The 25,677-nt window shown below is 70.6% G+C and carries 24 protein-coding genes; 9 read left to right on the top strand and 15 right to left on the bottom strand.

Annotation, left to right across the window (positions count from 1 at the left end; genetic code table 11):
- Window positions 1-2 precede the first annotated feature (2 nt).
- The 7 genes from ASF44_RS02020 to ASF44_RS01990 all read right to left on the bottom strand — a co-directional run bounded on the left by ASF44_RS02020 (window position 3) and on the right by ASF44_RS01990 (window position 8,034).
- The gene (locus tag ASF44_RS02020) at window positions 3-1,238 is read right to left on the bottom strand and encodes an ABC transporter substrate-binding protein (RefSeq protein WP_056897490.1); all 1,236 of its coding nucleotides are present in this window, start codon (window positions 1,236-1,238) and stop codon (window positions 3-5) included.
- On the bottom strand, window positions 1,235-2,350 hold the full coding sequence (locus tag ASF44_RS02015; RefSeq protein WP_200930542.1) for a branched-chain amino acid ABC transporter permease: 1,116 nt from the start codon (window positions 2,348-2,350) through the stop codon (window positions 1,235-1,237). Before ASF44_RS02015 ends, ASF44_RS02020 begins: the two co-directional genes overlap by 4 nt.
- Before the next feature lie 459 nt (window positions 2,351-2,809).
- On the bottom strand, window positions 2,810-3,757 hold the full coding sequence (locus tag ASF44_RS02010) for a branched-chain amino acid ABC transporter permease (protein ID WP_082524462.1): 948 nt from the start codon (window positions 3,755-3,757) through the stop codon (window positions 2,810-2,812).
- Entirely contained in the window at window positions 3,754-5,043 is a 1,290-nt protein-coding gene (locus ASF44_RS02005) for an amidohydrolase family protein (RefSeq protein ID WP_056897488.1), read from the bottom strand. Before ASF44_RS02005 ends, ASF44_RS02010 begins: the two co-directional genes overlap by 4 nt.
- Window positions 5,044-5,053: 10 nt before the next feature.
- The gene (locus ASF44_RS02000; RefSeq protein WP_056897487.1) at window positions 5,054-6,370 is read right to left on the bottom strand and encodes an amidohydrolase family protein; all 1,317 of its coding nucleotides are present in this window, start codon (window positions 6,368-6,370) and stop codon (window positions 5,054-5,056) included.
- 1 nt (window position 6,371) lies between these two features.
- Window positions 6,372-7,157, bottom strand: coding sequence for an alpha/beta fold hydrolase (locus tag ASF44_RS01995; protein WP_056897486.1), 786 nt, complete (start codon window positions 7,155-7,157; stop codon window positions 6,372-6,374).
- Window positions 7,158-7,167: 10 nt separating this feature from the next.
- Window positions 7,168-8,034, bottom strand: coding sequence for a fumarylacetoacetate hydrolase family protein (locus tag ASF44_RS01990; RefSeq protein WP_056897485.1), 867 nt, complete (start codon window positions 8,032-8,034; stop codon window positions 7,168-7,170).
- 162 nt (window positions 8,035-8,196) lie between these two features.
- On the opposite strand from ASF44_RS01990, the gene ASF44_RS01985 reads away from it, so the two are divergent.
- From ASF44_RS01985 to ASF44_RS01970, 4 genes are read left to right on the top strand one after another with little or no spacing between them, the layout of a single operon-like run.
- Window positions 8,197-8,865, top strand: coding sequence for a TetR/AcrR family transcriptional regulator (locus ASF44_RS01985; RefSeq protein WP_056897484.1), 669 nt, complete (start codon window positions 8,197-8,199; stop codon window positions 8,863-8,865).
- A 5-nt stretch (window positions 8,866-8,870) separates the two neighbouring features.
- Entirely contained in the window at window positions 8,871-9,731 is an 861-nt protein-coding gene (locus ASF44_RS01980) for an alpha/beta hydrolase (protein ID WP_056897483.1), read from the top strand.
- A gap of 54 nt (window positions 9,732-9,785) precedes the next feature.
- Complete coding sequence (locus ASF44_RS01975; RefSeq protein ID WP_056897482.1) at window positions 9,786-11,033, top strand: MFS transporter; 1,248 nt, start codon at window positions 9,786-9,788, stop codon at window positions 11,031-11,033.
- 41 nt (window positions 11,034-11,074) lie between these two features.
- Complete coding sequence (locus ASF44_RS01970) at window positions 11,075-12,430, top strand: glutamate carboxypeptidase (protein WP_056897481.1); 1,356 nt, start codon at window positions 11,075-11,077, stop codon at window positions 12,428-12,430.
- Window positions 12,431-12,432: 2 nt separating this feature from the next.
- Here ASF44_RS01970 and ASF44_RS01965 read toward each other — a convergent pair whose 3' ends face one another.
- From ASF44_RS01965 to ASF44_RS01950, 4 genes are all read right to left on the bottom strand, one after another.
- Window positions 12,433-12,828: a RidA family protein gene (locus ASF44_RS01965; RefSeq protein WP_056897480.1), complete on the bottom strand. Its 396-nt coding sequence runs from the start codon at window positions 12,826-12,828 to the stop codon at window positions 12,433-12,435.
- A complete protein-coding gene (locus ASF44_RS01960) occupies window positions 12,828-13,835 on the bottom strand; it encodes a tripartite tricarboxylate transporter substrate binding protein (protein ID WP_235579099.1) in 1,008 nt (335 codons plus the stop codon). Before ASF44_RS01960 ends, ASF44_RS01965 begins: the two co-directional genes overlap by 1 nt.
- Window positions 13,836-13,900: 65 nt before the next feature.
- Window positions 13,901-15,904, bottom strand: a complete 2,004-nt coding sequence (locus tag ASF44_RS01955; protein ID WP_162243774.1) for a hydantoinase B/oxoprolinase family protein — start codon at window positions 15,902-15,904, stop codon at window positions 13,901-13,903.
- 1 nt (window position 15,905) lies between these two features.
- Entirely contained in the window at window positions 15,906-17,141 is a 1,236-nt protein-coding gene (locus ASF44_RS01950; protein ID WP_056897478.1) for an FAD-binding oxidoreductase, read from the bottom strand.
- 108 nt (window positions 17,142-17,249) lie between these two features.
- On the opposite strand from ASF44_RS01950, the gene ASF44_RS01945 reads away from it, so the two are divergent.
- The 5 genes from ASF44_RS01945 to yddG all read left to right on the top strand — a co-directional run bounded on the left by ASF44_RS01945 (window position 17,250) and on the right by yddG (window position 21,818).
- Entirely contained in the window at window positions 17,250-18,143 is an 894-nt protein-coding gene (locus ASF44_RS01945; RefSeq protein WP_056897477.1) for a LysR family transcriptional regulator, read from the top strand.
- Window positions 18,144-18,355: 212 nt separating this feature from the next.
- Complete coding sequence (locus ASF44_RS01940; protein ID WP_056897476.1) at window positions 18,356-19,351, top strand: ABC transporter substrate-binding protein; 996 nt, start codon at window positions 18,356-18,358, stop codon at window positions 19,349-19,351.
- 1 nt (window position 19,352) lies between these two features.
- Window positions 19,353-20,132 carry an ABC transporter permease gene (locus ASF44_RS01935; RefSeq protein ID WP_056897475.1) on the top strand — a complete coding sequence of 260 codons (780 nt, stop codon included), beginning with the start codon at window positions 19,353-19,355 and terminating at the stop codon, window positions 20,130-20,132.
- Window positions 20,133-20,140: 8 nt separating this feature from the next.
- Window positions 20,141-20,908: an ABC transporter ATP-binding protein gene (locus ASF44_RS01930; RefSeq protein WP_056898154.1), complete on the top strand. Its 768-nt coding sequence runs from the start codon at window positions 20,141-20,143 to the stop codon at window positions 20,906-20,908.
- A gap of 10 nt (window positions 20,909-20,918) precedes the next feature.
- Window positions 20,919-21,818, top strand: coding sequence for an aromatic amino acid DMT transporter YddG (gene yddG, locus ASF44_RS01925; RefSeq protein ID WP_056897474.1), 900 nt, complete (start codon window positions 20,919-20,921; stop codon window positions 21,816-21,818).
- A 33-nt stretch (window positions 21,819-21,851) separates the two neighbouring features.
- Here yddG and ASF44_RS01920 read toward each other — a convergent pair whose 3' ends face one another.
- From ASF44_RS01920 to hutG, 4 genes are all read right to left on the bottom strand, one after another.
- The gene (locus tag ASF44_RS01920) at window positions 21,852-22,784 is read right to left on the bottom strand and encodes an electron transfer flavoprotein subunit alpha/FixB family protein (RefSeq protein ID WP_056897473.1); all 933 of its coding nucleotides are present in this window, start codon (window positions 22,782-22,784) and stop codon (window positions 21,852-21,854) included.
- Between the two features lie 8 nt (window positions 22,785-22,792).
- Window positions 22,793-23,551, bottom strand: a complete 759-nt coding sequence (locus ASF44_RS01915) for an electron transfer flavoprotein subunit beta/FixA family protein (protein WP_056897472.1) — start codon at window positions 23,549-23,551, stop codon at window positions 22,793-22,795.
- A 146-nt stretch (window positions 23,552-23,697) separates the two neighbouring features.
- Entirely contained in the window at window positions 23,698-24,699 is a 1,002-nt protein-coding gene (locus ASF44_RS01910) for a LysR family transcriptional regulator (RefSeq protein WP_056897471.1), read from the bottom strand.
- A gap of 109 nt (window positions 24,700-24,808) precedes the next feature.
- Window positions 24,809-25,630 carry an N-formylglutamate deformylase gene (gene hutG / locus ASF44_RS01905; RefSeq protein WP_056897470.1) on the bottom strand — a complete coding sequence of 274 codons (822 nt, stop codon included), beginning with the start codon at window positions 25,628-25,630 and terminating at the stop codon, window positions 24,809-24,811.
- Window positions 25,631-25,677: the final 47 nt, after the last annotated feature.

Below are 25,677 nucleotides of genomic sequence, written 5' to 3'. Positions count from 1 at the left end.
GCTCAGGGGCAGGCGGGGACATCCCGCGTGCCCATCTTGAAGTCTTCCTTCTTCATGCCCAGCAGCTGGTCGATGTTGTCGACCTTCTTGCTCACCTTGGTCGTGAGGTTGCCCTGCGCGTCCTTGACCACCTCGGTCACGAAGGTGGTGCCGATGGCCTGGCGGTTGCCGTCCAGCCGCACGTCGCCCGTGGGCGTCTTGAGCACCAGCTTCTGCAGTGCCTCGCGGTACTTGGCCTGGCCGCCCGAGAGATCTCCCTTCACGGCGTCGAGCCCGTCCAGCGCGGCCTTCATGTTGGTGTAGTACACGTAGGCGAACAGGCTGGGGCTGGGGAACGCGCCGGAGGACACCGGGTAGGTCTTCTGGTAGTCGGCCACGAAGGACTTCCAGCCGGCGCCGTCGTAGCTGTCGGCCACCGGGCCGGCCGACAGCGTGCCCACCAGCGAATCGCGCCGCTTGCCGCGGTAGTTCAGCACGTCCTGGCTCACCGTGATGGAGCCGCCCAGCATCGGCTTGTCGCCGCCGGCGTTCTCGTACTGCGTGAGGAAGTTCACCGCGTCGGCGCCGCCCAGCACCACCAGCAGCGCGTCCACGTCCTTGGGGATGCGCGCGATCACCGAGCTGTAGTCCTTGCCGCCCAGCGGCACCCAGGCCTTGACCGGCACCTTGCCGCCCTTGGCGCAGTACTCGGCCATGAAGCCCTGCACCTGCGAATAGGGGAAGGCGTAGTCCTCGGCGATGACCATCACGCGCTTGTAGCCCTTGTCCAGCGCGGCCTGGCCCAGGCCCACCATCCACTGCGCGCCCTCGGTGTTGAAGCGGTAGAAATTGGGGCTGGGGCTGTCCAGCGTGGTGCCCTGCGCGCCCGAGGCACCGTTGATGAAGGTCACCTGCGGCTGGGTCTTGGAGTAGTCCTTCACCGCGATGCCTTCGCCGCCCGACAGCGGGCCGACCATGATGTCGACCTTGTCCTGCTCCACCAGCTTGCGCGTGGCGTTGACGGCCACGTCGGGCTTGGCGTCCGAGCTGGCCTTGATGAGTTCGATCTTGCGCCCCGCCACCATGCCGCCACGCTCCTTGACGGCCAGCTCCGCGCCGCGCATGCCGTCGGCGCCACCGGCCGCGAACGGTCCTTCCAGCGTGGCCAGCAGGCCGATCTTGATGGGGCCGCCCTGGGCCCAGGCACCGGTCACGACGCAGGTGGCCGCAGCGGCCAGCAGGGTTTGCTTGAGGTTCACGCTTGTCTCCTTGGGGTTGGCGTTGTCATGGTCTGCCGGGGTGCGAAGCGCGCACGCGCACGCGCCCACAGTCCGAGCAGGCCGTCGGGGGAACACAGCACGATGGCGAGGAACACGCCGCCGATGACGAGGTTGAAGCGTTCGCGGTCGACCAGGTCGATGGCGAAGGTCTGCAGCAGCACGAACAGCACCGCGCCGACGAACGCGCCGATGGGGTGGCGCATGCCGCCCAGCACCGCGACGACCAGGATGTTGATGAGCCAGCTGGTGCCGACCGATCCGGGGGTCATCAGTCCGTTGTACCAGGCCAGCAGGATGCCGCCCACGGCCGCCAGCAGGCCGGCGAAGGCGTAGGCCGCCACGCGGTGCGCCACCACGTCGTAGCCCAGCGCGGCCATGCGGCGCGGGTTGTCGCGCACGCCCTGCAGCGCGATGCCGAAGGGTGCGCGCACGATCCACTTGACGAGGCCGTAGCCCGCGAGTGCGCACACCAGCGCAAGAAAATAGAACGGCACCGGCTTGCGCAAGTCCACGCCGAACACATCGGGCGGGTGCAGTTCGCGCAGGCCCTGGAAGCCGTTGAAGATGCTGTAGTTCTGCAGCACCAGGTAGTAGAACGCCACGCCGATGGCCAGCGTGATCATGATGGTGTAGATGCCCTCGGTGCGCACCGACAGCCAGCCGATCAGCGCGGCGCAGGCCACCGCGATCAGCAGCGCGAACGGCACCGCCACCCACCAGGGCCAGCCCAGGCTGATGGCCGCGCTGCTGCTGGTGCCCAGCACGGCCATGGCGTAGCCCGCGATGCCGGCCACGGTCATCTGCGCCAGCGAGACCATGCCCCCGTAGCCGCCCAGGAAGGTCAGCGACAGGGCGATCAGGCCCAACACCAAGGATTGGGCTGCCACCTGGTAGGTGAAGAAGGGCGTGGCGACGAAGGGGAACAGCAGGGCCCCGATCAGCACGATGCCGTGGCGGGGGCGCAGGGTCCGCCAGGCGGCTGTGCGGGGCTGCGGTGTGTTGGCGGCCGTCGGCGCAGCGCTGGGGCGGGGTCGGGTGACCGGCGCCGTGGGCTGGCGGTTCATGGCGCGGCGCCATTGGGAGGCACTCATCGCAGGAGCTCCCCTCGCTGCGGTTTGCGCAGGAGGCGTGGCGCGGGGGCCGAGGGCACCGGGTGGCCTCTTCCGCGAATGTCCCCCGCCTGGGCCGCAGGCGGCCCAGGCTCCTCCTTTATTTCGCTGCAGAGGCCACCCGGTACCCTCGACCCTGGGCACGTCGCGTCGTGCTGGCTCGTGCGACGCGACGGTTCCGGACCACGACGATGGTGTGCTCCACGCAGCGAAATAAAGGAGGAGCCCTGGGCCGCCTGCGGCCCTGGGCGGGGGACATTCGCGGAGTGGAGCACACCGTCGGCGTGGTCGGGCGCCACCGCAAAGACCGAGTGCACAAGCTTGCATCTCATGCTGCCGCCTCCGAACCGTTGTGCGGGCCGAACGGACATGCCGGTCGGCGGCTTGCAGCCTTCGCGCTGCCGTCGATCCCCGCTGCGCGGGGCCCCTCGCCGAGTGCGCTCATGCTGCCTTCCCCATGATCCCGCGCGGCCGGAACGCCAGCACCAGGATCAGGATCACGAACGTGAACACCACGCTGTAGGTCGGCGCATAAGCCAGCCCATAGGTCTCCGCCAGCCCCAGGATCACCGCACCGATGGCGGCCCCCACCACACTGCCCATGCCGCCCACGATCACCACGACCAGCGAGGCCAGCAGCAGCCGGATGTCCTCGCCCGGCACCATCGACAGCTCCACCGCACCGATCACGCCGCCGAAGCCCGCAAGCCCGGCACCCAGCATGAAGGTGATGGCGAACACGAGGTTCACGTTCACCCCGGATGCGGCCAGCATGCCGCGGTCGTCCACGCCGGCGCGGATCATGGCGCCCACGCGGGTCCTGTTCAGCAGCCACCACAGTCCGAAGCCGATGGCCAGGCCGAAGCCCAGCAGGCTCAGCCGGAAGGCGCCGTAGGCATTGATCAGCGGCAGGCCGCGGATGGGGCCCTGCAGGAACGATGGCGCTTCCATCTGGTGCACCTGGCCCGTGAAGATCCACAGCAGCACATCGGCGATCACGATGGACAGGCCGATGGTCACCAGCGTCTGGCGCAGGTCCTGGCCCTGCATGCGGCGCAGGATCAGCACCTGGATCAGCAGGCCCGCCACGGCCGCCGCCGCGAAGCCCGCCGCCAGCGCCAGCAGCCACCAGCCGGTCTTGTCGGCCACCACATAGCCCACGTAGCCGCCCAGCAGGTAGAGCGAGCCGTGCGCCAGGTTCACGTTGCGCATGAGGCCGAACACCAGCGTGAAGCCGCTCGCGACGATGAAGTACAGCGAAGCCAGCGTCAGCCCGTTCAGCATGGTGACCACGTACAGGCGCGCGTTGTCGAACAGCGCCCAGAGCGAGAACACCCCGATGGGGCCGCCGATGAGCAGCCAGAGCAGGATGCGCGCGGTGCGCGTCATGCCGCCCTTTCCCAACGCCGCTCGCTGGCCACCGGCGGCAGCTTCGCGAACACGCCGTCCTTCATCACCGCCAGGATGCGCTTGGGGTCGCGCAGGATGGACAGGTTGGCCAGCGGGTCGCCATCGACCAGCAGCAGGTCGGCCAGGTACCCAGGCTTGATGAGCCCCAGGTCGTGCGGCTGCTTCATGACGTGCCCGCCGAACTCGGCCGTGGAGCGGATCGCCTCCAGCGGCGTCATGCCCAGGTACTTCACGAAGAACTCCAGGTCGCGCGCGTTCTGCGTGTGCGGCGTGAACGCGAAGCCATAGTCGCCGCCCGGCAGCACGCGGATGCCGCGCCGGTGCATGGCGCGCAGCGAGGCGATGGCGTTGTCCCATTCGTCCTGGTAGCCCATGTCCACCGCCATCTGGTGCGTGATGCCGAACGGCTCGGCCTCGTGCAGCATGGCGTAGAGGATGGCGATGCCGGGCGCGACGAACACCTGGTCCTTGGCCGCCTCCAGCAGGTCCAGCGTCTCGGTGTCGGTGTAGCTGGCGTGGTAGATCAGCTCGATGCCGTGGCGCAGCGCCTGCTTGACGCTGTCGGCCGACCGCGCATGGGCCACACCCCGCTTGCCGCGCATCTTGACCTCCTGCATGGCGGCGGCCACCTCGGCGTCGGTCATCCAGGTGGTGCCGGCCGGCGACTGCGGCGTGAAGTTGTCGCCCGACAGGTTGAGCTTGATCGAGTCCACGCCGTAGGCCAGGAAGCGGCGCACGGCCTTGCGCATGTCGTCGGCGCCGTTCACGTTCACGCCGAAGCTGAACTCGGGAAAGGGCAGGTGCGGCAGCGTCTCGTCGCCCAGGCCGCCGGGCACCGTGATCTCCTGGCTGGCGGCCAGGTAGCGCGGGCCGGGGATCTGGCCCTTGTTGATGGCGTTGCGCGTGACCACGTCCAGCCGCGGCTTGGCGCAGGCCGCACCCACGCAGGAGGTGAAGCCCGCTTGCAGATAGCGGCCTGCCACCTTGGCGCACCACAGCACGTGTTCTTCCAGCGGCATCGCCTGGATGGCAGCCAACGTGGCCGCGTCGTTCCAGCTGAAGTGCGTGTGCGCCTCGCACATGCCCGGCATCAGCGTGGCGCCGGCCGCGTCGATGACCTGCACGCCGCTGTGGAAACCGCCTACGGGCGCCAGGCTGCGGCCGACCTCGCGGATGCGGTTGCCCGCCACGCGCACGCTGCCCTGGTAGGGCTGTTGCGTGCCGCCTTCGAGGATGCGCACGTTGGTGAACAGGACTTCGGCCATCGTCGTCTCCTCAAGCCGCCCAGCGGTTGGGGCGCACCTCGCGCAGATACGGGGAACCGCTGCCCTCGCGCACCGGCGGCGCGCGGTGGAATTCGCCATCCTTCATCACGGCCAGGATGCGCGCCTTGTCCTGCAGGATCGTGATGTCGGCCAGCGGGTCGCCGTCGATCAGCAGCACATCGGCCAGGCAGCCCTCGCGCAGGTAGCCGATCTCCTTGCCCTGCTTCATCATCGGCCCGCCCCAGGCCGTGGCCGACAGCAGCGCCTCCATGGTGCTCATGCCCACCACCTTGACGAAGTACTCCAGGTCGCGCGCATTGGTGCCGTGCGGCGTCCAGGCAAAGCCGTAGTCGCCGCCGGGCAGGATGCGCACGCCGCGCCGGCGCAGCGCCTGCATGCTCGCGATGGCCGCCTCCAGCTCGCGGTGGTAGCCCATCTTGCGCGTGACCTCGGGCGTCAGCCCGTACTCGCTGGCGTTGTGCACGGTGCGGATCAGCCAGGCCAGCCCGGGCGCCACGAAGTGCTGCATCTTGTGCGCCTCCAGCAGGTCCAGCGCCTCCTCGTCGCAGAAGCTCGCGTGGTAGATCACCTCGATGCCCAGCTGCACGCACTGCTTGATGGCCCAGGTGCTGCGCGCATGCGCGGCCACGCGCTTGCCCCAGGCCTTGGCCTCCTCGACGCAGACGCGCACCTCCTCGGACGTGAACTGGCTGCGCTCGGACGACATGCCCGTGATGGATTCGCCCGACAGGTTGATCTTCAGCGTGTCCACGCCGTACTTGGCGAACATGCGCACGCAGCGGCGCATCTCCTCGGCGCCGCTGACGACGGCGCCGAACGCGAATTCCGGCTGTGGCAGGTGCGGCTGCGTGGTGTCGCCCAGGCCGCCGGGCACCGTGATCTCCTGGCTGGCCGCCAGGTAGCGCGGGCCAATGATGGTGCCGTCGTTGATGGCGTTGCGGATCACCACGTCGAGCCGCGGCTTGGCGGCGGCCGCGCCCACGCAACTCGTCCATCCCATGTCCAGGTAACGCTTGGCGACTTCGGCGCACCACAGGATGTGCTCCTCGGGCGGCATGCGCTGGATGGCGTCCAGGCTGGGCTGGTCGTTCCAGCTGAAGTGCGTGTGCGCCTCCACCATGCCCGGCATCAGGAAGGCGCCGCCGCCATCGATGACCGTGGCACCGGCCACCGGCTGGCTGCGCTGGCCGAAAGCCGTCTTGGCGACGCGGTGGATGCGGTTGCCCGACACCAGCAGCTCGCCCATGAAGGGCTGCTCGCCGCCGCCGTCGAAGATGCGCACGTTGGTGAAGTGGATGTCGGCCATGTCAGCCCCTCACGCTGGACAGGAACTCGCGCAGCGCGCGCTGGCAATCCTCGGGCCGCTCCACCGGCGTCCAGTGGCCGCAGCGCGACAGCACCTGCACACGGGCGCCGGCGATCTTCTCGGCCATGGCGCGCACGGCCTGCGGCGGCGCCACGCCGTCTTCGTCACCGGTGACCAGCAGCACCGGGCAGGCGATGCGGTCCACGGCCGCCGGCTCGGCGCCGGCCAGCGCCTCGCAGCTGCGCGCGTAGGCCTCGGGCTCCTGGCGCATCAGGCTCTCACGGACGAAGGCCACCGCCAGGGGATGGTTCTGGCGCGTCTCCGACGACACGGCCACCTGGGTCAGCTGGTTCACAATCTCGTGCAGGCCGGCCACGCCTTCACGGGCCTTGGTGGCGCGGGCGCGCATGGCGTTGCGGGCCGGGTCGGGCGGCGTGATCAACGGGCCGAACAGCGCGAGGCTGCGCACGAGCCTCGGGTTCTGCACGGCCAGGTGCTGGGCCACGATGGTGCCCATGGAATGGCCGACGACATGCGCGCGGGGGATGCCGGCGCGGTCGCAGAACGCTTGAACCGCGTCCACGTAGCGCTGGATGGTCAAGGGCCCTTCCGCACGCTGCGAACGCCCGCTGCCCGGCAGATCGGGCCGCAGCACGCGGCAGCGCTGCAGCGCCGGCAGCAAGGGCCCGAAGGTGTTGGCGCTGCCGCCCAGGCCGTGGATGCAGACGACGGCGTCGCCCTCGCCTTCGTCCTCGGCCACCATGCGTTCGATCAGGTGCAACGGCATCGCGCGGGCCTCACTGGAAGCGGTTCTCGATGGCGCCGATGCCATCGATCTCCACCTTGAACACGTCGCCGGACTGGAGCCAGCGTGGCGGCTTGAAGCCCATGCCCACACCCGAGGGCGTGCCCGTGGCGATGATGTCGCCGGGCAGCAGCGTGATGCCGCGCGAGCAGGTCTCGATGAGCGTGGGGATGTCGAAGATCATGTCCTCGGTCCGCCCGTCCTGGCGCAACTCGCCGTTCACCCAGCCACGCACGCGGGTGCTGCGCCCTTCCAGTTCGTCGGCTGTCACGATCCACGGGCCCATGGGGCAGAAGGTGTCGAAGCTCTTGCCCAGGTCCCACTGCTGGTGGCGCGTCTGCACGTCGCGCGCACTCACGTCGTTGACCACGGTGTAGCCCAGCACATGCTCCATCGCGCGGCCCTTGGGGATGTCGCGGCCCTGCTTGCCGATGACGATGGCCAGCTCGCTCTCGTAGTCGATCTGCTCGGTGACGGCGCGGCCCGGCAGGCGCACGGTGTCGAAGGGGCCGATCACGGTCTGCGGCGTCTTGGTGAAGACGATGGGCCACTCGTCCTCCTTGGGCAGGCTGTCGCGGAACACGGTGCCGGCGAGTTCCGCCGCGTGTGCGCGGTAGTTGCGGCCGACGCAGAACAGGTTGCGGTGCGGGCGCGGCAGCGGCGCGCGCAAGGTGATGGCCGAGACCGGGAGCCTGGTGCCGGCCTCGCGCGGCAGCGGCCGGCCTTCGGCCAGCGCCTCGACCAGCGGCTGCACGCCACGGCTGGCGTCGTTGCACGCGAGCGGCGTGGCCTCGCGTCCGTCGGGCGAGATCAGCCCCACGTGGTCCATACCACCCCAACGCCAGCTGGCAAGCCGCATCGTGTTGTCTCCTGGTGCCGCACGTGTCGCAGGGCATGGCCCTGGCCGTGAGATCGAATGTCCGTTTTAAGACGGGTGTCTCACAACGGGATGGGCGCATCATAATGAGCGGGTCTCGCCGCGCAAGACACAAACGACATACCCAGACCCGGACAAACCCGCATGGCGCGCCCCAAGTTCTCGCACAGCCCCCCTCCGCAGCCGCCCGAGCGCGGCATCAAGGCGGCCACCTTCAAGCTGCTGCTGGAGACGGCCATGGCCATCATCCAGGACGGTGGCCACATTCCTTCCGTGGCCGAGACCGCGGTGCGCGCCAAGGTGTCGCGCGCCACGGCCTACCGCTACTTCAAGAGCCGCAGTGCGCTGCTGACCGCCGTGATCGAGGCCTCGCTGGGGCCGGTGCGCAGCCACGCGTCCGACCTGCCGGACGGGCATGCGCGGCTGCACGAGCTGTTCAAGAAGACCTTCCCGCGCTTCAAGGAGTTCGAGCCGCAGCTGCGCGCCGCCGCCCTGCTCTCGCTGGAGCAATGGGCGCAGGAGCGCGCCGGCCTGCTGGAGGAGGAGCCGTTCCGCCGCGGCCACCGCGTGCGCATCCTCGAGCACGCGCTCGAGCCGCTGGCGCCCCAGCTGCCCAAGGCGGTGTACGACCGGCTGCACCGCGCGCTGTCGGTGATCTACGGCATCGAGCCCTATGTGATCCTCAAGGACATCTGGGGCGTGAGCGACCGCGAGGTCGAGCGCACCGCGCTGTGGATGGCCGATGCCATGGTCGACGCCGCACTGCGCGAGGCCAACCCGCCGCGCGCGGCCAGGAAGAAGCCAGGACAATGAGGCCCATGCCCGAACACGATCCCGCCTGGTACGACGCCCAGTACAACGCCCGCGCCGCCATCCCCGAGCACCCGCAGATCCTGCAGCACTGGACCGACGCGTCCAAGGCCGCGCGCGGCAAGCTGCGCAGCAAGCTCGACCTGCGCTATGGCGACGGGACCAAGGAGACGCTGGACCTGTTCCCCGCCGCGCAGCCGCACGCGCCAGCAGGCGCGCCGGTGCTGGTCCACATCCATGGCGGCTTCTGGCGCGCGCTGGACAAGCGCGACCACAGCTTCGTGGCCGAGCCCTTCGTGGCCGCCGGCGTCTCGGTGATCCTGCCCAACTACGCGCTGGCGCCGTACGCCAGCATCGCGCAGATCGTGCAACAGATGGTCAAGGCCATCGCCTGGATCTGGCGCGAGGCCGACACCCTGGGCGTGGACCGGCAACGCATCGCGCTGAGCGGCCACAGCGCGGGGGGCCACCTGGCGGCCATGCTGATGGCCTGCAACTGGCGCGACATCGAGCGGCGCATGCCGGCACAGCCGCTGCGCGGCGCGCTGGCGCTGTCGGGCCTGTACGAGCTGGAGCCGCTGCGCCACGCGCCCTTCCTCGCGCGCGACCTGAAGCTGACCGAGGCCTCGGCCCTGCAGCTGAGCCCGGCCTGGATGCCGGCACCCGCCGGGCCGCTGCTGGCCCTCGTGGGCGGCGAGGAGAGTGCCGAGTTCCAGCGGCAGAACGCGCTGATCCGCGCGCGCTGGGGCGAGGCCGCGGTGCCGGTCTGCGAGACCGTGCCGGGCCGCAACCACATGAACGTGCTGCACGACCTGGCCGATCCGGCTGCGCGCGCACACCGCCTGGCGCTGGGGCTGCTCGGCCTGTGATCCCTGCCGGCGTGGTGTAGGGTCCGCGCTTCGTCCGCACACACAGAACAAGCCATGGAGACAAGCCAGCCGCCGGCGCCCGGCGTCGATTCCCCCTATGCCATGTTCCGGCTCGGCGTTGCATTGCTGCTCATGGCGGTGGGCAACGGCGGCATGTACGTGGTCTCGGTGGCGCTGCCCGCGGTGCAGGCCGAGTTCGGTGTCGCCCGCTCCGACGCCTCGCTGCCCTACACGCTGCTGATGCTGGGCTTCGGCGCCGGCGGCGTGCTCATGGGCAGGCTGGCCGACCGCTTCGGCATCGGCTGGCCGTTGCTGCTCGGCGCGATGTGCCTGGGCCTGGGCTACTGGGCCAGCGCCACGGCCGACAGCCTGCTCGGCTTTGCGCTCGCGCAGGGCCTGCTGGTCGGCCTGCTGGGTTGCTCGGCCAGCTTCGCGCCCTTGATCGCCGACACCGCCCTGTGGTTCGAGCGCCGGCGCGGCATGGCGGTGGGCGTGTGCGCCAGCGGCAACTACCTGGCCGGCACGGTGTGGCCGCCGGTCGCCCAGCATTTCATCGAGACCGTGGGCTGGCGCCAGACCTACCTGGGCATGGCGGTGTTCTGCAGCCTCGCGGTGGGCGCGCTGGCGCTGTGCATGCGCCAGCGGCCGCCGGTCGTGGCCGCTGCGCCGCAGGGCGCGGCCGCGGCCTCGGCCGCCGCGCTGGCGGCCGGGCGGCCTTTCGGCCTGTCGCTGGGCACGGCCCAGGGCCTGCTGTGCGTGGCGGGCCTGGCCTGCTGCGTGGCGATGGCCATGCCGCAGGTGCACATCGTGGCCTACTGCGGCGACCTGGGCTATGGCGCGGCGCGCGGCGCCGAGATGCTGGCGCTGATGCTGGGCTTCGGCGTGGTCAGCCGACTCGTCTCGGGCTGGGTCTGCGACCGCATCGGCGGCCTGCGCACGCTGCTGCTGGGCTCGGCGCTGCAGGGCGTGGCGCTGCTGCTGTTCCTGCCCTTCGACGGCCTGGTGCCGCTGTACGTGATCTCGGCGCTGTTCGGGTTGTTCCAGGGCGGCATCGTGCCGTCCTACGCCATCATCGTGCGCGAGCACTTCCCGCCGCAGGAGGCCGGCGCGCGCGTGGGCACGGTCATCATGGCCACGCTGTTCGGCATGGCGCTGGGCGGCTGGATGTCGGGCAAGGTGTTCGACCTCACCGGCAGCTACCACGCGGCCTTCCTGAACGGCATCGCGTTCAACCTGCTCAACCTCAGCATCGCGGCCACGCTGCTGTGGCGCGTGCGGCGGCTGCAGCACGCGCGGGCCTGAGTTCTACACTGCGCGCCTTTCCCGGTTCTCTGGAGTTTTTCATGTCTCTCGCATCTCTGCGCCGCCCCTCCCTCCTGGCCGGCGCGCTGGCTTCGGCGCTGCTGCTCGGTGCCTGTGCGCCGATGGCGCCGAAGGCGACGGTCCCCGCCACCCCGCCCGCACAGGCGGCCCTGCCCGTGGACGCCGCCCTGCGCGCGCAGACGCAGGCCGAGGTCGGCCCCTACCTCAAGACGCTGGAGACGCTGGTCGGCATCGAGTCCGGCAGCCGCGACCTGGAGGGCCTGCGCCAGCTCAGCGGCACCGTGGCCGAGCGGCTGCGCAAGGCCGGCATGCAGGTGGAGGTCAAGCCCACGCGCGCGCCCGGCTTCCATCCGCAGCTCAAGGGCGCGGAACTGGGCAGCATGGTGTATGCGACGCGCAAGGGCACGGGCGTCAAGAAGGTGCTGCTGATCGCCCACATGGACACGGTCTACCAGCGCGGCATGGGCGCCAAGCAGCCCTTCCGCATCGACGGCGACCGCGCCTACGGCCTGGGCATCGCCGACGACAAGCAGGGCGTGGCGCTGATCCTGCACGTGGTCGAGCTGCTGGCGCGCAACGGCTTCACCGACTACGCGGAGCTGGGCGTGCTGATCAACGGCGACGAGGAGGTGGGGTCGCCCGGCTCCGGCCCGTTCCTCACCGAGCTGGGCGGTGCCTACGACGCGGTGTTCTCGTTCGAAGGCGGCGGCAGCGCCACGGCCCAGGGCGGCGACATGGTGCGCCTGGCCACGAGCAGCATCGCCATCGTCGAGATGAAGGTGACCGGCAAGGCCAGCCATGCGGGCGCGGCGCCCGAGCAGGGCCGCAATGCGCTGTACGAACTCGCGCACCAGATGCTCAAGTCGCGCCAGTTCGGCGACCCGGCCAAGGGCCTGCAGATCAACTGGACCGTGGCCAACGCCGGCAATTCGCGCAACGTGATCCCGGCCGAGGCCACGGCCGTGGCCGACGTGCGCTCGCTGACCAATGCCGACCTGGACCTCATGGAGGCATCGCTGAAGAAGTCCATCGAGGACAAGCTGATCCCGGACACGAAGATCGACCTGACCTTCTACCGCAGCCGCCCGGCCTTCGTCTCCAACGCGGCCTCGCGCGCGCTGGCCCAGCATGCCCGCGGCCTGTACGGCGGGCTGGACATGCCGATGGAGATCCGCGAGCGCGCCACCGGCGGCGGCACCGACGCCGCCTTCGCCGGCCTGCGCCCGCGCGGCGGCGTGCTGGAAAGCTTCGGCCTGCGCGGTTTCGGCGCCCACTCCAACGACGACGAGTACGTGCTGGTGTCCAACGTGGGGCCGCGGCTGTACCTGGCCGCACGCATGGTGATGGACACCGGCCGCGGCCAGGTGGGCTGGTAGCGTCAGGTCGCGCGGGCCGGCCGCACCGCCACGGCCTCGATCTCCACCTTCACGGGCGCGATGAGCCCCGCGATCACGGTGGAGCGCGCGGGCGCCTGTTCGGCCGGGAAGCGCTCGGCATAGGCCGCGTTGAAGGCCGGGTAGTCCGCCGCATCGGTCAGCCACACGGTGGTCTTGACCACGTCTTCCAGGGTGCAGCCCGCATTGCGCAGGATGCGGGCGATGTGGTCCAGCGTGGCATGGGTCTGGCCCGCGATGTCGGGCGCGGCCGGGCCGGCCGGCGTCATCGGCACCTGGCCCGAGACGAACACCAGCCGGTCCCAGGCCACGGCGGCGGAGATCGGCTGGCGCTGGCCGGCCCGCACCACGGTGCCGATGCGTTCGATGGGGGCGTCCATCAGTCCGCCTTGGCGCCCGAGACCTTGACGATGGCCGACCACTTCTTCACCTCGGACTCGATCAGGCCCTTGAACGCGGCCGGCGCCGTGCCCTCGATCAGGAAGCCGCGCGCGGCGAAGAAGTCGGCGATCTCCGGCGTCTTGATGGCCTTGTTGACCTCGGCGCTGATCCTGGCGACCACATCGGGCGGCGTGGCGGCCGGGGCGAACAGGCCTTGCCACGACAGCGCCTCGAAGCCCGGATAGCCGCTCTCGGCCAGGGTCGGCACGTTGGGCAGCATGGGGTGGCGCTGTCGCGACGTGACGGCCAGCGCGCGCAGCTTGCCGGCTTCCAGTTGCGGCATCACCACCAGCAGGTCGCCGAAGGTGGCCTCGATTTGCCCGCCCATGAGGTCTTGCAGCATGCCCGCGCTGCCGCGGTAGGGGATGTGCACCATCGAGGTCTTCGTGGCCTGCTTGAACATCTCGCCCGTCAGGTGCATCGAGGTGCCGTTGCCGGCCGAGCCGTAGCTGATCGATCCGGGCCTGGCCTTGGCCAGCGCGATGAACTCGGCGATGGTGCCGGCCTTCACCGAGGGGTTCACGGTCACCACCAGCGGCGAGCTCACGACCATGGACACGGGCGCGAAGTCCTTCACCACGTCGTAGGGCAGCTTGGGGTAGAGCGCCTGCGCGATGGCGTTGCTGCCGGTCACGCCCATCAGCAGCGTCGTGCCGTCGGGCGTGGACTTGGCCACGTAGTCGGCACCCACGGTGCCGCCGGCACCGGCCCGGTTCTCGACGATGACGGGCTGGCCCAGCGCCACCGACAGCTTCTCGCCGATGCGGCGCGCCAGCAGGTCGGTGCTGCCGCCGGGCGGGAAGGGCACGACGATGCGCGTGGTCTTGCCGCCCTGGGCCTGGGCCAGCAGCGGCGCGGCGGCCAGCGCGGTGCCGGCGGCGAGGCGGCGCAGGGACTGGCGGCGGGAGATGGGATGGGGCGTGGGGTGGGTCATGGGATGGGTCATGGGGCACTCCGGAGCTAGGGAAGGGGTCATGGCGGCCATGCAGGAACCGTGCGGGGCGGGCGCGGTCATGGGCCTGCCGGCGTGGCGTCCGGTGCTCCCCAGCCGCCGCCGCCCGCGGTCTCGACCACGAGCCGGTCGCCGGCCTGCCACTGCGCGCGTGCCTTGGCGGGCAGGGGCTCGACGCGGCCGTCCGCACGCTCGATGCGGGCGCACGCGCAGGCGCCCGGCTGGCCGCCGGCGGCGCCCTGGGGCGCGATGCCGTGGCGCTCGCCGCGGTAGGAGATGCTGCCACTGCCATGCAGCAGGCGGTAGACGCGCACCACGCCGTCGCCACCGCGGTGGCGGCCGGCGCCGCCGGAGCCGGCGCGCACGGCCACGCGCTCCACGCGCAGCGGGGCCTGGGCCTCGATGGCCTCGGCCGGCGTGCTGCGCGCGTTGCCCACGTCGGTGGACACGCCCGCGCCGCCCGGCCCGGTGGGGGCGCCGCCGGCCGCCGAGGCGATGATCTCGGTCAGCAGCCAGGCGCTGCCGTCGGGCCGCGTGCCGCCCAGCGAGAGCACCACGGCCTCGCCCGCATTAGGCGCCGGCATGCGCGCCGGCAGGGCCTGGGCCCAGGCGCCCAGCAGCGCGTTGGCCAGCAGCTTGACGAGGTTGGTGCGCGCGTTCACCGCGGCGGGGAAGGCCGGGTCGACGATGCTGCCCGGGCGCGTGCGCAGCGTCAGTGGCGCGAGGCTGCCGTCGTTGGGCGCAGCCTGCGGCGACAGCATGCGCGCGAAGTAGGCCACGGCCGCCTGCACTGCGCCGCGCGCGGCGTTCACGGGCCCGGGCGTCTGGTCGGCACAGCCGGTGAGGTCCAGTTCGGCGCTGTCGCCGCGCTTGCGGATGCAGACCGCCACGCGCACCGGGTCGGTGCCGATGCCGTCGCCGTCCAGCGCGTCCTCGAAGGCGTAGTCGCCATCGGGTGCGGCCGCCAGTGCTGCGCGCGCAGCCGCATCCGAGTCCGCCAGCGCGGCCTGGCAGCGCGCCGGCGCGTCGGGCGTGCGCAGCCACAGCGCGGCGAGTTCCTGCGCGCCCTGCGCGAGGCAGGCCCATTGCGCGGCCAGGTCGCCCTGCAGGTTGTCGGGCATGCGGCTGTTGGCACACAACAGGCGCAGCAGTGCCGCGTCGGGCTGGCCGGCGCGGAACAGCGGCATGGGCGGGATGCGCAGGCCTTCCTGCTGGATGCTGGACGCGTGCGTGGGCACCGAGCCCGGCGCGATGCCGCCCACGTCCTGGTGGTGCAGCACGCAGGCCACGAGCGCCACCGTGCGGCCGTGCACGCGCACCGGGCGCACCAGCGTGAGGTCGGGCAGGTGCGTGCCGCCGTGCCAGGGGTCGTTGAGCAGGTAGCCGTCGCCCTCGGCCATGGTGTCGGCCGGGTAGAGGGCCAGCAGCCCGGCCACGGCCGGCGACAGGCTGCCCAGCAGCAGCGGCAGCGTGCGCGCCTGGGCCACGAGCCGGCCGTCGGGCAGGAACACGGCGGCCGCGCAGTCCATGGCCTCGCGCACCACGCTGGAGACGGCGTCGCGCACCAGGCGCTGCTGCATGCGGTCGGCCAGGGCCTCCAGCTGCTGCGGCAGGCCGTCGCCGCGCGCAGGCTCTGCGGCCGGCGCTGGCGCCTGCAGGCCCAGTGCCTGCACGGTTGCCAGCGTGCGCTCGTATTCGCCGTCCTGCGCCAGCACCGCGTGCGAGCAGGCCACCGGCAGACCGGGCCACAGCTGCGCGATGCGCTGCGCCAACGCCTGTTCGTGCGCGGGGTTGCGCTGCGCGAACAGCAGGCAGATGGCGATGCCGGCGGGCGGGCGCGGCAGCGCGGCCAGCGCGTTGAGCACGCCGGCCAGGTCCAGCGGCGCGACCTCGGCACCGGCGGCGTCGATGCGGCCGCGCGCCTGGATGCGCCAGGGCGCCGGCAGCAGCTGCGGCCAGGGCGAAGCCGGCACGTGCAGTGCGTAGGGGTCGGCGCGGCTCTGCCGCGCCAGGGTCAGCACGTCGGCGAAGCCTTCCGTACAGATGAGCGCGATGTCCGGCATGTCAGAAGCGGTCCGGCCGGAACGGCGCGAGATCGACCTGCGTGGCCCGGCCGGCCACCAGGTGGGCCACCTCGCGCCCCGTGCTCGCGCCCATGCACATGCCCATGTGGCCATGGCCGAAAGCCAGCCAGGCGTTGTCGGCGCTGCGCGCGCGGCCCACCACGGGCAGGCTGTCGGGCAGGCAGGGCCGGTGGCCCATCCACTGCGTGGTCTCGCTGGTGTCCAGGTGTGGAAACAGCTGCTGGCCCAGGCGCAGCAGGGCTTGCGCGCGCGCGTAGCGCGGCGGCGCCTTCAGGCCGGCGAACTCCACCGTGCCGGCCAGCCGCAGGCCCATGGCCATGGGGTTGACCATGAGGTTGTTCTCCACCGCCATCACGGTGTGGCGCAGCTGCAGGTTGGAACTGCGCACCGTGACGTGGTAGCCGCGCTGCGTCTCCAGCGGCACGCGCGAACCCAGCTGCGCGGCCAGCGGGGCCGACCAGGCACCGGCCGCCACCACCACGCCGTCCACGGGCAGGCTGGCGCCTTCGTCGGTGCGCACGCCGGTCACGCGGCGGCCTTCGCGCTCGAAGCCGGCCACGCGCTTGCGCAGGTGCACCGCGCCGCCTGCCATGCAGTGCGCGTGCAGCGCCTTGACCAGGGCCGAGGGGTCGGTCGTCGAGCCGTTCTCCGGCGCCAGGATGCCGAAGCGAAAGCGGCCCTTGAGGTCGGGCTCCAGCTGTTCCAGTTCGTCCTGCTCCACGTCGCGCATCTGCACGCCCAGCGAGCGGCGCAGGTTCATGCCCCAGGCCCATTGCGCGGCCTTCTCGCGCGAGGAGTAGACGTAGAGGCAGCCGCTGCGGCGCACCAGCGCGTCCGCCTGGGCGTCCTGCAGCAGCGGGCCGTAGCAGTCGAAGATCGGCACCAGCAGGCTGCGCAGCGACGTGGCGATGCGCGTGACCTCCTCGCGCGTGGAGTGCTGCAGCATGCGCACCAGCCAGGGCAGCACCACGGGCGCATGGCGCCAGCGCACGGTGAGCGGGCCCAGCGGGTCGAGCAGCCAGTTCGGCACGCGCTTCCACATGCCCGGCATGCCCACGGGCAGGCAGGCGCTGGGCGAGAGCGAGCCCGCGTTGCCGAAGGAGCAGGCCTCGCCTGGCTCCAGCGGATCGAAGAAGGTGACCTGGTGACCGTCGCGCTGCAGCCAGGCGGCCGTGCAGACTCCGACGATGCCGGTCCCGATGACGGCGACATGCATAGGGCGCGGATTGTGCGGGGCGCGGGCGCATCAGGCCAACGCATTCATTTGATCGGCGCATCAGGCTTTCTGATCCATGCCGCACGGCGGCGCCACAATGGTGCGCACATGAACCTCACCCTTCGCCAGATGCGTGCGTTCTCGGTCGTGGCGCGCAGCGCGAGCTTCACGCTGGCCGCGCGGCAGCTGAACCTCACGCAGTCGGCGGTGAGCATGCTGGTGCAGCAGCTGGAGGAAGAACTCGGCGTCAGGCTGTTCGACCGCGCGCGCAACGCCGTCACGCTGACCGAGGCCGGCCAGCAGCTGCTGCCGCTGGCGCGCCGCATGCTCGACGACCTGCGCCAGATCGAGGAGGGTGCGGGCGACCTGCGCGGCCTCAAGAGCGGCGTGCTGCGCGTGGTGGCGCCGCAGCTCATGGCCTGCACCTGGGTGGCGGGCGCGATGGCGAACTTCGCGCAGCTGCACCCGGCGATCGGCCTGCGCCTGGTGGACGCCACGGCCGACGACATCGTCGGCACGGTGCGCCGCGGCGACGCCGAGCTCGGCATCGGCCCCGAGCGCACGGTCGGCGAGGACGTGACGCGCAGCTTCCTCATGAACGTGCCGATGCGGCTGGTCTGCGCCGCCGCGCACCCGCTGGCCGAGCGCCAGACCGTGTCCTGGCAGGAGCTGCGGCACGAGCGCTGGGTCGTCTACTCGGGCGACTTCAACCGCTATGTGGAGCAGCGCCTGCGCGAGCACGATGCCTCGCTGTCGATGCAGACCGCCACCGAGGTCGGCTACCTGACCACGGCGCTCGCGCTGGTCGGTGCCGGCGTGGGCGTGGCCACCGTGCCCGATTACGCGCGCGGCTTCGCGCAGAACTTCGGCATCCGCTTCATCGCGCTGCGCGCGCCGGCCCTGAACCGCGAGTTCTTCGTCTACCAGCGCCGCGGGCTGGCGCTGTCGCCCGCGGCCGAGGCCTTCACGGGCCTGCTGCGGCGCCAGGCCCGCACGCGCTGAACAGGCTCAGCCGCGGGGGAGCACCATTTCGGTGGTAGATTGGCGTTCCCCCTCTGGTCATTGCACTTCATTTGTGCTTACGGCGACCTGTTTTGGGGCGTGAGGTCGACAGCAGCCGCATTCGCTGAAACAAAGCATTGCAGTTGCTTATGCAACGGACGTGGTGTGTGAAGGCCGAACAACATGCGGCACCTTCAACCCCAGCACCGGCCATGACCCTCCATCGACGCACCCTTCTCCGTTCCGCTGCCGCCGTGGCGGCTCCCGTCATCGCCGGTTTCCCGCTCGTCGCGCAGGCCGCGAAGTCCTACACCTACGGCGGCTCGGCCTGGCTGGGCCACTACTCGGCCTACATCGCGATCAAGGCCGGGCTGTTCGCCAGCAAGGGCCTGGACGTCAAGTGGCAGGCCTTCCCGACCTCGTCGGACCGCATGGGCGCGGTGATGGCCGGCAGCATCGACCTGGCCGGCACCGGCGTGGTCTCTTCGCTGGCGCTGATGGCCGCCGGCGCGACGCAGTTCAAGCTGATCGCCACGCCGAACAACTTCGGCCGCGCCGAAGGCCTGCTGGTGCGCCAGGACGTGAGCAGCATCGCCCAGCTCAAGGGCAAGAAGATCGGCGTGACCTTCGCGTCCAGCGCCCATGTGCTGATCCTGGACCTGCTCAAGCAGGCCGGCCTGCGCCCGGACGCCGACGTGGCGCTCATCAACCTGCCCGCGCCCAACATCCTGTCGGCCTACCAGGGCAACCAGATCGACGCCGCCGTGGCCTGGACGCCGGCCTTTGACCGCATCAAGGCCCTGCCCGGCACGCGCGTGCTGGCCGACGACACGGCCTTCTCGCTGTACAAGGACTTCAGCATCACGCCCGGCCCGGACGTGCTGCTGGCCAGCGCACGCCTGGTCAAGAACGACCCGGCCGCGATCAAGGCCTTCATGCAGGGCATCTTCGAGGCCAACGCCATGCTGCGCGACAAGCCCGAGGAAGCCGCCCGCCTGCTGCTGGAGCTGACCGGCCTCTCGCAGGAGGAACAGGTCAACACCATCCGCCAGACCGGCTGGTACGACGCCGCGCAGCAGCGCGAGCTGCTGGTGCAGCCGGGCAGCTTCGTGACCGGCATGCAGAAGCTGGCCGAGATGCTGGTGGCGCTCAAGCAGATCGACAAGGCGCCCACGGTGCGCAACTGGCTGGACGGGAGCTTCGTCTGACATGGCAGCTGTGGGCAATTCCCGCAAGGGGGTCGGTTCGCTCGCCTGGCTGAGCGTGCTGTCGCTGCTGGGCTTCCTGGCCATCTGGGAGCTGGTCTGCCGGCTCGGCTTCGTGGAACCGATCTTCCTGCCACCGCCTTCGCAGGTGTTCGCGCGCGCCGCCAGCATGACCGAGCAGGGCACGCTGGCCTGGCACGTGCTCGCTTCGGCGCGGCGCGTGATGGTCGGCTTCCTGGCCGCCGTGGTCGTGGCGATTCCGCTGGGCATCTGGCTGGGCACCTCGCGCATCGCGCGTGCCGTGTTCGACCCGGTCGTCTCGTTCCTGCGGCCGCTGCCCTCGATGAGCTGGATCCCGCTGTCGCTGCTGTGGTTCGGCATCACCGAGACGCAGAAGTACTCCATCGTGTTCATGGGCTCCTTCGTGCCGGCCCTGCTCTACGTGATGGAGGCCACGCGCAGCATCGATCCGATCTTGGTGCGTGCCGCGCGGAATCTGGGCGCCAACCGCTGGCAGGTCATGCGCGAGGTGCTGCTGCCGGGCTGCCTGCCGCAGATCATCTCGGGCATGAAGATCATCCTGGGCCTGTCGTGGACCTGTGTGATCTCGGCCGAACTCGTGGCCGCCAAGGAAGGCCTGGGCTTCATGATCATGAACGGCAAGGAGTTCTTCCAGACCGACACCGTGGTGCTGGGCATGGTGCTGATCAGCTTCACCGTCCTGGCGACCGACCTCGTGGTGCGCGCAATGGAGCGCTGGCTCCTCGACTGGCAACAGCAATGAACGACAGCATGATCAGCATTCAAGGCGTCTCCAAGAGCTTCGGCGACAACCATGTCCTGACCAACCTCGACCTGGAGGTCAAGAAGGGCGAGTTCCTGGTGCTGCTGGGCGCCTCGGGCTGCGGCAAGTCCACGCTGCTCAACCTGATCGCGGGCTTCGAGAAACCGACCGCGGGCCGCGTGTCGGTCAACGGCAAGGTGATCGAGGACATCACGGCGGCCTGCGGCATGGTGTTCCAGCAGTACGCGCTGCTGCCCTGGCAGACCGTGCAGCAGAACGTCGAGTTCGGCCTGAAGATGAAGGGCATGCCCAAGAAGGAGCGCGCGGAAGTCGCCATGCGGTTCATCGAGATGGTGGGCCTCAAGGGCAGCGAGAACAAGTACCCGGGCGCGCTGTCGGGCGGCATGAAGCAGCGCGTGTCGATCGCGCGCGTGCTGGCCAACGACCCCGATGTGATGCTGTTCGACGAGCCCTTCGCGGCGCTCGACGCGATGACGCGCCAGGTGCTGCAGGACCAGCTGCTGTCGATCTACGAGCAGAGCGGCAAGACCATTGTGTTCATCACGCACTCGATCGACGAGGCCCTCATGCTGTCCACGCGCATGGCCATCATGGGCGCGCGGCCGGGCCGCATCGTGCAGGACGTGCGCAACGAGTTGCCGCACCCGCGCACGGCCGAGGTGCAGCTGTCCAGCGCCTTCATCGAACTCAAGCGCGCGATCTGGGAGACGGTGCAGCAGGAAGTCGGCCGCACGCTGGCCATGTCGCGGGGCTGAGGCCCGCGCCATGCACGCGGCTGTCGCCCCTGCGTCCTCGTCGCCGCGCGCGACGTGGACAGGCCTCGTGGCCATCCTGGTCTGGAGCGCCTCGGTCGGCATGATGCGCAGCATCACCGAGGCCCTGGGGCCCGTGGCCGGCGGCGCCGCGGTCTTCACGCTGAGCGGCCTGCTGGCCTGGCGCGTGGTCGGCGTGCCGCCGCTGCGCGCCCTGCACCCGGTCTACCTGTGGCTGGCCGGTGCACTGTTCGTGGTCTACGAGATCTGCTTCGCGCTGTCACTGGGCCTGGCGCACGACCGGGCCCAGGCGCTGGAACTCGGCATGCTCAACTACCTGTGGCCCAGCCTGACCATCCTGCTGGCCGTGCTGTGCCGCCAGCAGCGCGGCTCGCCGCTGCTGCTGCCGGGCGTGGCGCTGTCGCTGGTCGGTGTGGTGCTGGTCATGGGCAACGGCCATTGGTCGGCCGCGCAGCTCTGGCACAACGTGCTGGGCAACCCGCTGGCCTACGCCATGGCCGCGTCGGCGGCGGTGCTGTGGGCCTGCTACTCGCTGCTCACGCGGCTGTACGGCAATGGCCAGAGCGCCGTGCCGCTGTTCCTGCTGGCCACCGGCGTGCTGCTGTGGGGGCGCTATGCCACGAGCCCGCAGCCGCCGATGCTGCTGTCGTTCGCCAGCATCGCGCAGGTGCTGGTGCAGGGCTGCTTTGCCGCGGCCTCGTTCTCGTGCTGGAACCTCGGCATCCAGCGCGGCAACATGACGCTGCTGGCCGCGGCCTCGTACCTCACGCCCGTGCTGTCGGTGCTGCTGGGCAGCGCCTGGCTGGGCGTGGTGCCCTCCGTGGCGTTCTGGCAGGGCGTGGTGCTGGTCTGCGCCGGCTCGCTGCTGTGCTGGTGGGGCACGCGGCGCTAGCCTGGCACGGGGCGCGCCCGTGCCAGGCGGGCCTTACAGGGACGCGACCAGTTCCGGCACGGCGGTGAACAGGTCCGCCTCCAGACCGTAGTCGGCCACCGAGAAGATCGGCGCCTCGGGGTCCTTGTTGATGGCCACGATGACCTTGCTGTCCTTCATGCCGGCCAGATGCTGGATCGCACCCGAGATGCCGGCCGCGATGTACAGCTGCGGCGCCACGATCTTGCCGGTCTGGCCGACCTGCAGGTCGTTCGGGGCGTAGCCCGCGTCCACGGCCGCGCGGCTGGCGCCGATGGCCGCGCCCAGCTTGTCGGCCAGCGGGGTCATGACTTCGGTGAACTTCTCGGCGCTGCCCAGGGCACGACCACCGGAGACGATGATCTTGGCGGCCGTCAGTTCCGGGCGCTCGCTCTTGGCGATCTCCGAACCGACGAAGCTGCTCTTGTCGCTGGCGGCGACAGCCGACAGGCTTTCCACGGCAGCGGAGCCACCCGTGGCGGCGGCGGCGTCGAAGCCGGTGCCGCGCACGGTGATGACCTTCACGCTGTCGCCGCTCTGCACGGTGGCGATCGCGTTGCCGGCGTAGATCGGGCGCTCGAAGGTGTCCGCGCTGTCGACCTTGGTGATGTCGCTGATCTGGCTCACGTCCAGCTTGGCGGCCACGCGCGGGGCCACGTTCTTGCCGCTGGCGGTGGCGGGGAACAGGATGTGGCTGTAGCCCGATGCAATGGCCAGCACCTGGGCGGCCACGTTCTCGGCCAGGCCATGGGCCAGGCCTTCGGCGTCGGCGTGCAGCACCTTGGCGACGCCAGCCACCTCAGCGGCGGCCTTGGTAGCTGCCGCGGCGTTGTGGCCGGCCACCAGCACATGCACGTCGCCACCGCAGGCGAGTGCGGCGGTCACGGTGTTCAGGGTTGCGCTCTTGAGCGAGGCGTTGTCGTGTTCGGCAATGACAAGAATGGGCATGCTGTTCCTCAGATCACTTTGGCTTCGGTTTGGAGCTTGGCGACCAGCGCGGCCACATCGGGCACCTTGATGCCGGCGCTGCGCTTGGGCGGCTCGCTGACCTTCACGGTCTTGAGCTTGCTGGTCACGTCCACGCCCAGGTCGGCCGGGGTCACGGTGTCCAGCTGCTTCTTCTTGGCCTTCATGATGTTGGGCAGCGTGACGTAGCGCGGCTCGTTCAGCCGCAGGTCGGTGGTGACCACGGCCGGGATCGACAGGCTCAGGGTTTCCAGGCCGCCGTCCACTTCGCGCGTCACGTTGACCTTGTCGCCAGCAACTTCGACCTTGCTGGCGAAGGTGGCCTGCGGCAAATCGGCCAGGGCCGCCAGCATCTGGCCGGTCTGGTTGGCATCGTCATCGATGGCCTGCTTGCCCAGGATGATGAGGCCGGGCTGTTCCTTGTCGACCAGGGCCTTGAGCAGCTTGGCGACGGCCAGGGGCTGCAGTTCGAGACCATCGGCAGGGGTCTGGACCAGGATGGCGCGGTCGGCGCCGATGGCCATGGCGGTGCGCAGGGTTTCCTGGCAGGGCGCAACGCCGCAGGAGACGGCGATCACCTCGGTGACCACGCCCTTTTCCTTCAGGCGCACGGCCTCTTCGACGGCGATCTCGTCGAACGGGTTCATGCTCATCTTGACGTTGGCGATGTCGACGCCGCTGCCGTCGGACTTCACGCGAACCTTCACGTTGTAGTCGACCACGCGCTTGACGGGGACCAGGACCTTCATGTCTGTCAGTTCCAAAAGTGTTCAGTGGAACCCGTGTGCGCTGCGGCACCGGGCATGGCATCGCGGCAGCGCACCGCCGACGATGGAACGAGTGTGGTGGCGCGCGGCGGACTTCGGCCCTGGATCAGTGGCCGTGATGCTGAGCTTCAGCGCTCGTCGTCGTCCAGGCGCAGCACGTCGCCGTCCAGCCGCAGCGTGGCGGCGATGTCCCGCGCGATCTGCCGCTTGGCCGCGATGCGGACCAGGTCGCGCACCTCGTTGGGAAGGTTGCCCAGTTCGCCCTGCCGGTAGGCCAGGTAGAAGCTGCGGCTGAGGTCGGCATAGGGCTTGCCCCCGCGCAGCAGCGAGGACAGCCGCACGATGCGGATGTCGGGCAGGAAGTGGCGCGACTGCCAGATGCACAGCGGCGTGCTGAGCGCAAAGCCCATGCCGTTGGCCACCAGGCTCAGCAGCGGGTCGGTGGTGTCGAACTCGTAGGTGCGCTCCAGCACCTCGCCGCAGCGCTGCAGGTAGTCGTCGACCTGCTGGCCGATCACCGAGCGCGCGCTGTAGCGGATGAACTGCAGCTGCCGGGCGATGTCGCCCAGGGAGCCGCCCTGTGAGAGGTCGAAGTCGCTGGGCACCACCACGTAGTAGCTCTCCGAGAACAGCATGGTGCGCGTGATGCCGGGCGAGGGCTGGCCGTTGGTCGTGACGGCCAGGTCCAGCTGCCGGCCGACGATGGACGCGTCCAGCGTGGGCGTGATGCCCGACCACAGCCGGATCTGGTGCGAGGAGCCCGACAGCCCCTTGATCAGGAGCGGCCCGACCGTGGCCGCGAACGAGTCCACGCAGCCGATGCGCACCGTCATGCGCTTGGCGCGGCTCACGCTGCGCACGCTCTCCACCATCTGGTCGGCCTGGGTCAGCAGGTTCTTGGCCTGCTCGTACAGGCGCTGGCCCGCGGCAGTCGGCTGCGCGGGCCGGGTGCTGCGGTCCAGCAGCGGGGTCTCGAAGAAGGTTTCCAGCTGCTTGATGCGCTGGGACACGGCGGCCTGCGAGATCCGAAGGCGCAGGGCGGCTTCCGAGACGCTGCCGCTCTCGACCACGGCGATCCAGCTGACGAGCAAGTCCCAGTCCGGCTGGCCCGGTGCGCTGCTTGAATTCATGGCGTTGGCCCCCAGAGAAAAGGCCATGCCGTACCCAGGAGAAGCAGGGCGGGGGCGGGGCCGGGCGCGCAGCTTAGCGCACGCCGGCCCGGTGCCCCGCTGCCAGCGCTCAGCCGCGCGGCGGCGGCGCGCAGGCGGCCAGCTGCGCGAGCGCGTTGGACAGCATGGCTGCCAGCACGGGCTGCACGCGTGCCGCGGTGTCGGGCAGGTAGGCGAAGGGCGGCTCCTCGTCCATGTAGAGGTGCTGGCACATCTCCAGCTGGATGGCGTGCACGCCGGCCTGCGGCTGGCCGTAGTGGCGCGTGATGTAGCCGCCCTTGAAGCGGCCGTTCAGCACATGGCTGAACGGCGTGGCGCTATCGCGCACGGCGTCCAGCGCGGCGCCGGCGATCTCGGGTGCGCAGGTCTGGCCGTCGTTGGTGCCGAAGTTGAGGTCCGGCAGCACGCCCTCGAACAGCCGGGGCAGCACGGTGGCGATGGAGTGGGCCTCCCAGAGCAACACCTGGCCGTGCAGGGCGCGCAGGCGGTCGAGCTCGGCGCGCAGCGCGTCGTGGTAGGGCTGCCAGTAGGTGGTGCGGCGGCGTGCGATCTCGGCCGCGTCGGGCGCCTGGCCCGGCAGATACAGCGGCTCGCCGCGGAAGGTCTCGGTCGGGCACAGGCCGGTGGTGGTCTGGCCCGGATACAGGCTCTCGCCGCCGGGTGGGCGGTTCAGGTCGATCACGTAGCGCGACACGCGCGCGCCGAGCACGGAGGCGCCCATGTCCTGCGCGAAGGCGTAGAGCCGGTCCAGGTGCCAGTCGGTGTCGCGCAGGCTGGCCGCGACGGGGGCCAGGCTGGCACCGACCTCGTCCGGCAGCGCCGTGCCCAGGTGCGGGATGGAGACCAGCAGCGGAATGCGGCCTTGCTGGAGATGGAACACGGGTTCTTGCATGGCGGTCGGCTCGGGTGGCTACAGGGCAGCGCGCATGGTGGATGCGC

Origin of the sequence: Pseudorhodoferax sp. Leaf274, assembly GCF_001422445.1 — a bacterium.
GTDB lineage: Bacteria > Pseudomonadota > Gammaproteobacteria > Burkholderiales > Burkholderiaceae_C > Pseudorhodoferax.
The sequence above is the reverse complement of the archived record's forward strand: the minus strand, read 5'-3'. Positions and strand labels throughout refer to the sequence as shown.

Bases quoted from the DNA above. Each gene is read 5' to 3' on its own strand.
- ASF44_RS02015 (WP_200930542.1), bottom strand. From the start codon at position 2,350: ATGAGTGCCTCCCAATGGCGCCGCGCCATGAACCGCCAGCCCACGGCG.
- ASF44_RS02010 (WP_082524462.1), bottom strand. From the start codon at position 3,757: ATGACGCGCACCGCGCGCATCCTGCTCTGGCTGCTCATCGGCGGCCCC.
- ASF44_RS02005 (WP_056897488.1), bottom strand. From the start codon at position 5,043: ATGGCCGAAGTCCTGTTCACCAACGTGCGCATCCTCGAAGGCGGCACG.
- ASF44_RS02000 (WP_056897487.1), bottom strand. From the start codon at position 6,370: ATGGCCGACATCCACTTCACCAACGTGCGCATCTTCGACGGCGGCGGC.
- ASF44_RS01995 (WP_056897486.1), bottom strand. From the start codon at position 7,157: ATGCCGTTGCACCTGATCGAACGCATGGTGGCCGAGGACGAAGGCGAG.
- ASF44_RS01990 (WP_056897485.1), bottom strand. From the start codon at position 8,034: ATGCGGCTTGCCAGCTGGCGTTGGGGTGGTATGGACCACGTGGGGCTG.
- ASF44_RS01985 (WP_056897484.1), top strand. From the start codon at position 8,197: ATGGCGCGCCCCAAGTTCTCGCACAGCCCCCCTCCGCAGCCGCCCGAG.
- ASF44_RS01980 (WP_056897483.1), top strand. From the start codon at position 8,871: ATGCCCGAACACGATCCCGCCTGGTACGACGCCCAGTACAACGCCCGC.
- ASF44_RS01975 (WP_056897482.1), top strand. From the start codon at position 9,786: ATGGAGACAAGCCAGCCGCCGGCGCCCGGCGTCGATTCCCCCTATGCC.
- ASF44_RS01970 (WP_056897481.1), top strand. From the start codon at position 11,075: ATGTCTCTCGCATCTCTGCGCCGCCCCTCCCTCCTGGCCGGCGCGCTG.
- ASF44_RS01965 (WP_056897480.1), bottom strand. From the start codon at position 12,828: ATGGACGCCCCCATCGAACGCATCGGCACCGTGGTGCGGGCCGGCCAG.
- ASF44_RS01960 (WP_235579099.1), bottom strand. From the start codon at position 13,835: ATGACCCATCCCATGACCCACCCCACGCCCCATCCCATCTCCCGCCGC.
- ASF44_RS01955 (WP_162243774.1), bottom strand. From the start codon at position 15,904: ATGCCGGACATCGCGCTCATCTGTACGGAAGGCTTCGCCGACGTGCTG.
- ASF44_RS01950 (WP_056897478.1), bottom strand. From the start codon at position 17,141: ATGCATGTCGCCGTCATCGGGACCGGCATCGTCGGAGTCTGCACGGCC.
- ASF44_RS01945 (WP_056897477.1), top strand. From the start codon at position 17,250: ATGAACCTCACCCTTCGCCAGATGCGTGCGTTCTCGGTCGTGGCGCGC.
- ASF44_RS01940 (WP_056897476.1), top strand. From the start codon at position 18,356: ATGACCCTCCATCGACGCACCCTTCTCCGTTCCGCTGCCGCCGTGGCG.
- ASF44_RS01935 (WP_056897475.1), top strand. From the start codon at position 19,353: ATGGCAGCTGTGGGCAATTCCCGCAAGGGGGTCGGTTCGCTCGCCTGG.
- ASF44_RS01930 (WP_056898154.1), top strand. From the start codon at position 20,141: ATGATCAGCATTCAAGGCGTCTCCAAGAGCTTCGGCGACAACCATGTC.
- yddG (WP_056897474.1), top strand. From the start codon at position 20,919: ATGCACGCGGCTGTCGCCCCTGCGTCCTCGTCGCCGCGCGCGACGTGG.
- ASF44_RS01920 (WP_056897473.1), bottom strand. From the start codon at position 22,784: ATGCCCATTCTTGTCATTGCCGAACACGACAACGCCTCGCTCAAGAGC.
- ASF44_RS01915 (WP_056897472.1), bottom strand. From the start codon at position 23,551: ATGAAGGTCCTGGTCCCCGTCAAGCGCGTGGTCGACTACAACGTGAAG.
- ASF44_RS01910 (WP_056897471.1), bottom strand. From the start codon at position 24,699: ATGAATTCAAGCAGCGCACCGGGCCAGCCGGACTGGGACTTGCTCGTC.
- hutG (WP_056897470.1), bottom strand. From the start codon at position 25,630: ATGCAAGAACCCGTGTTCCATCTCCAGCAAGGCCGCATTCCGCTGCTG.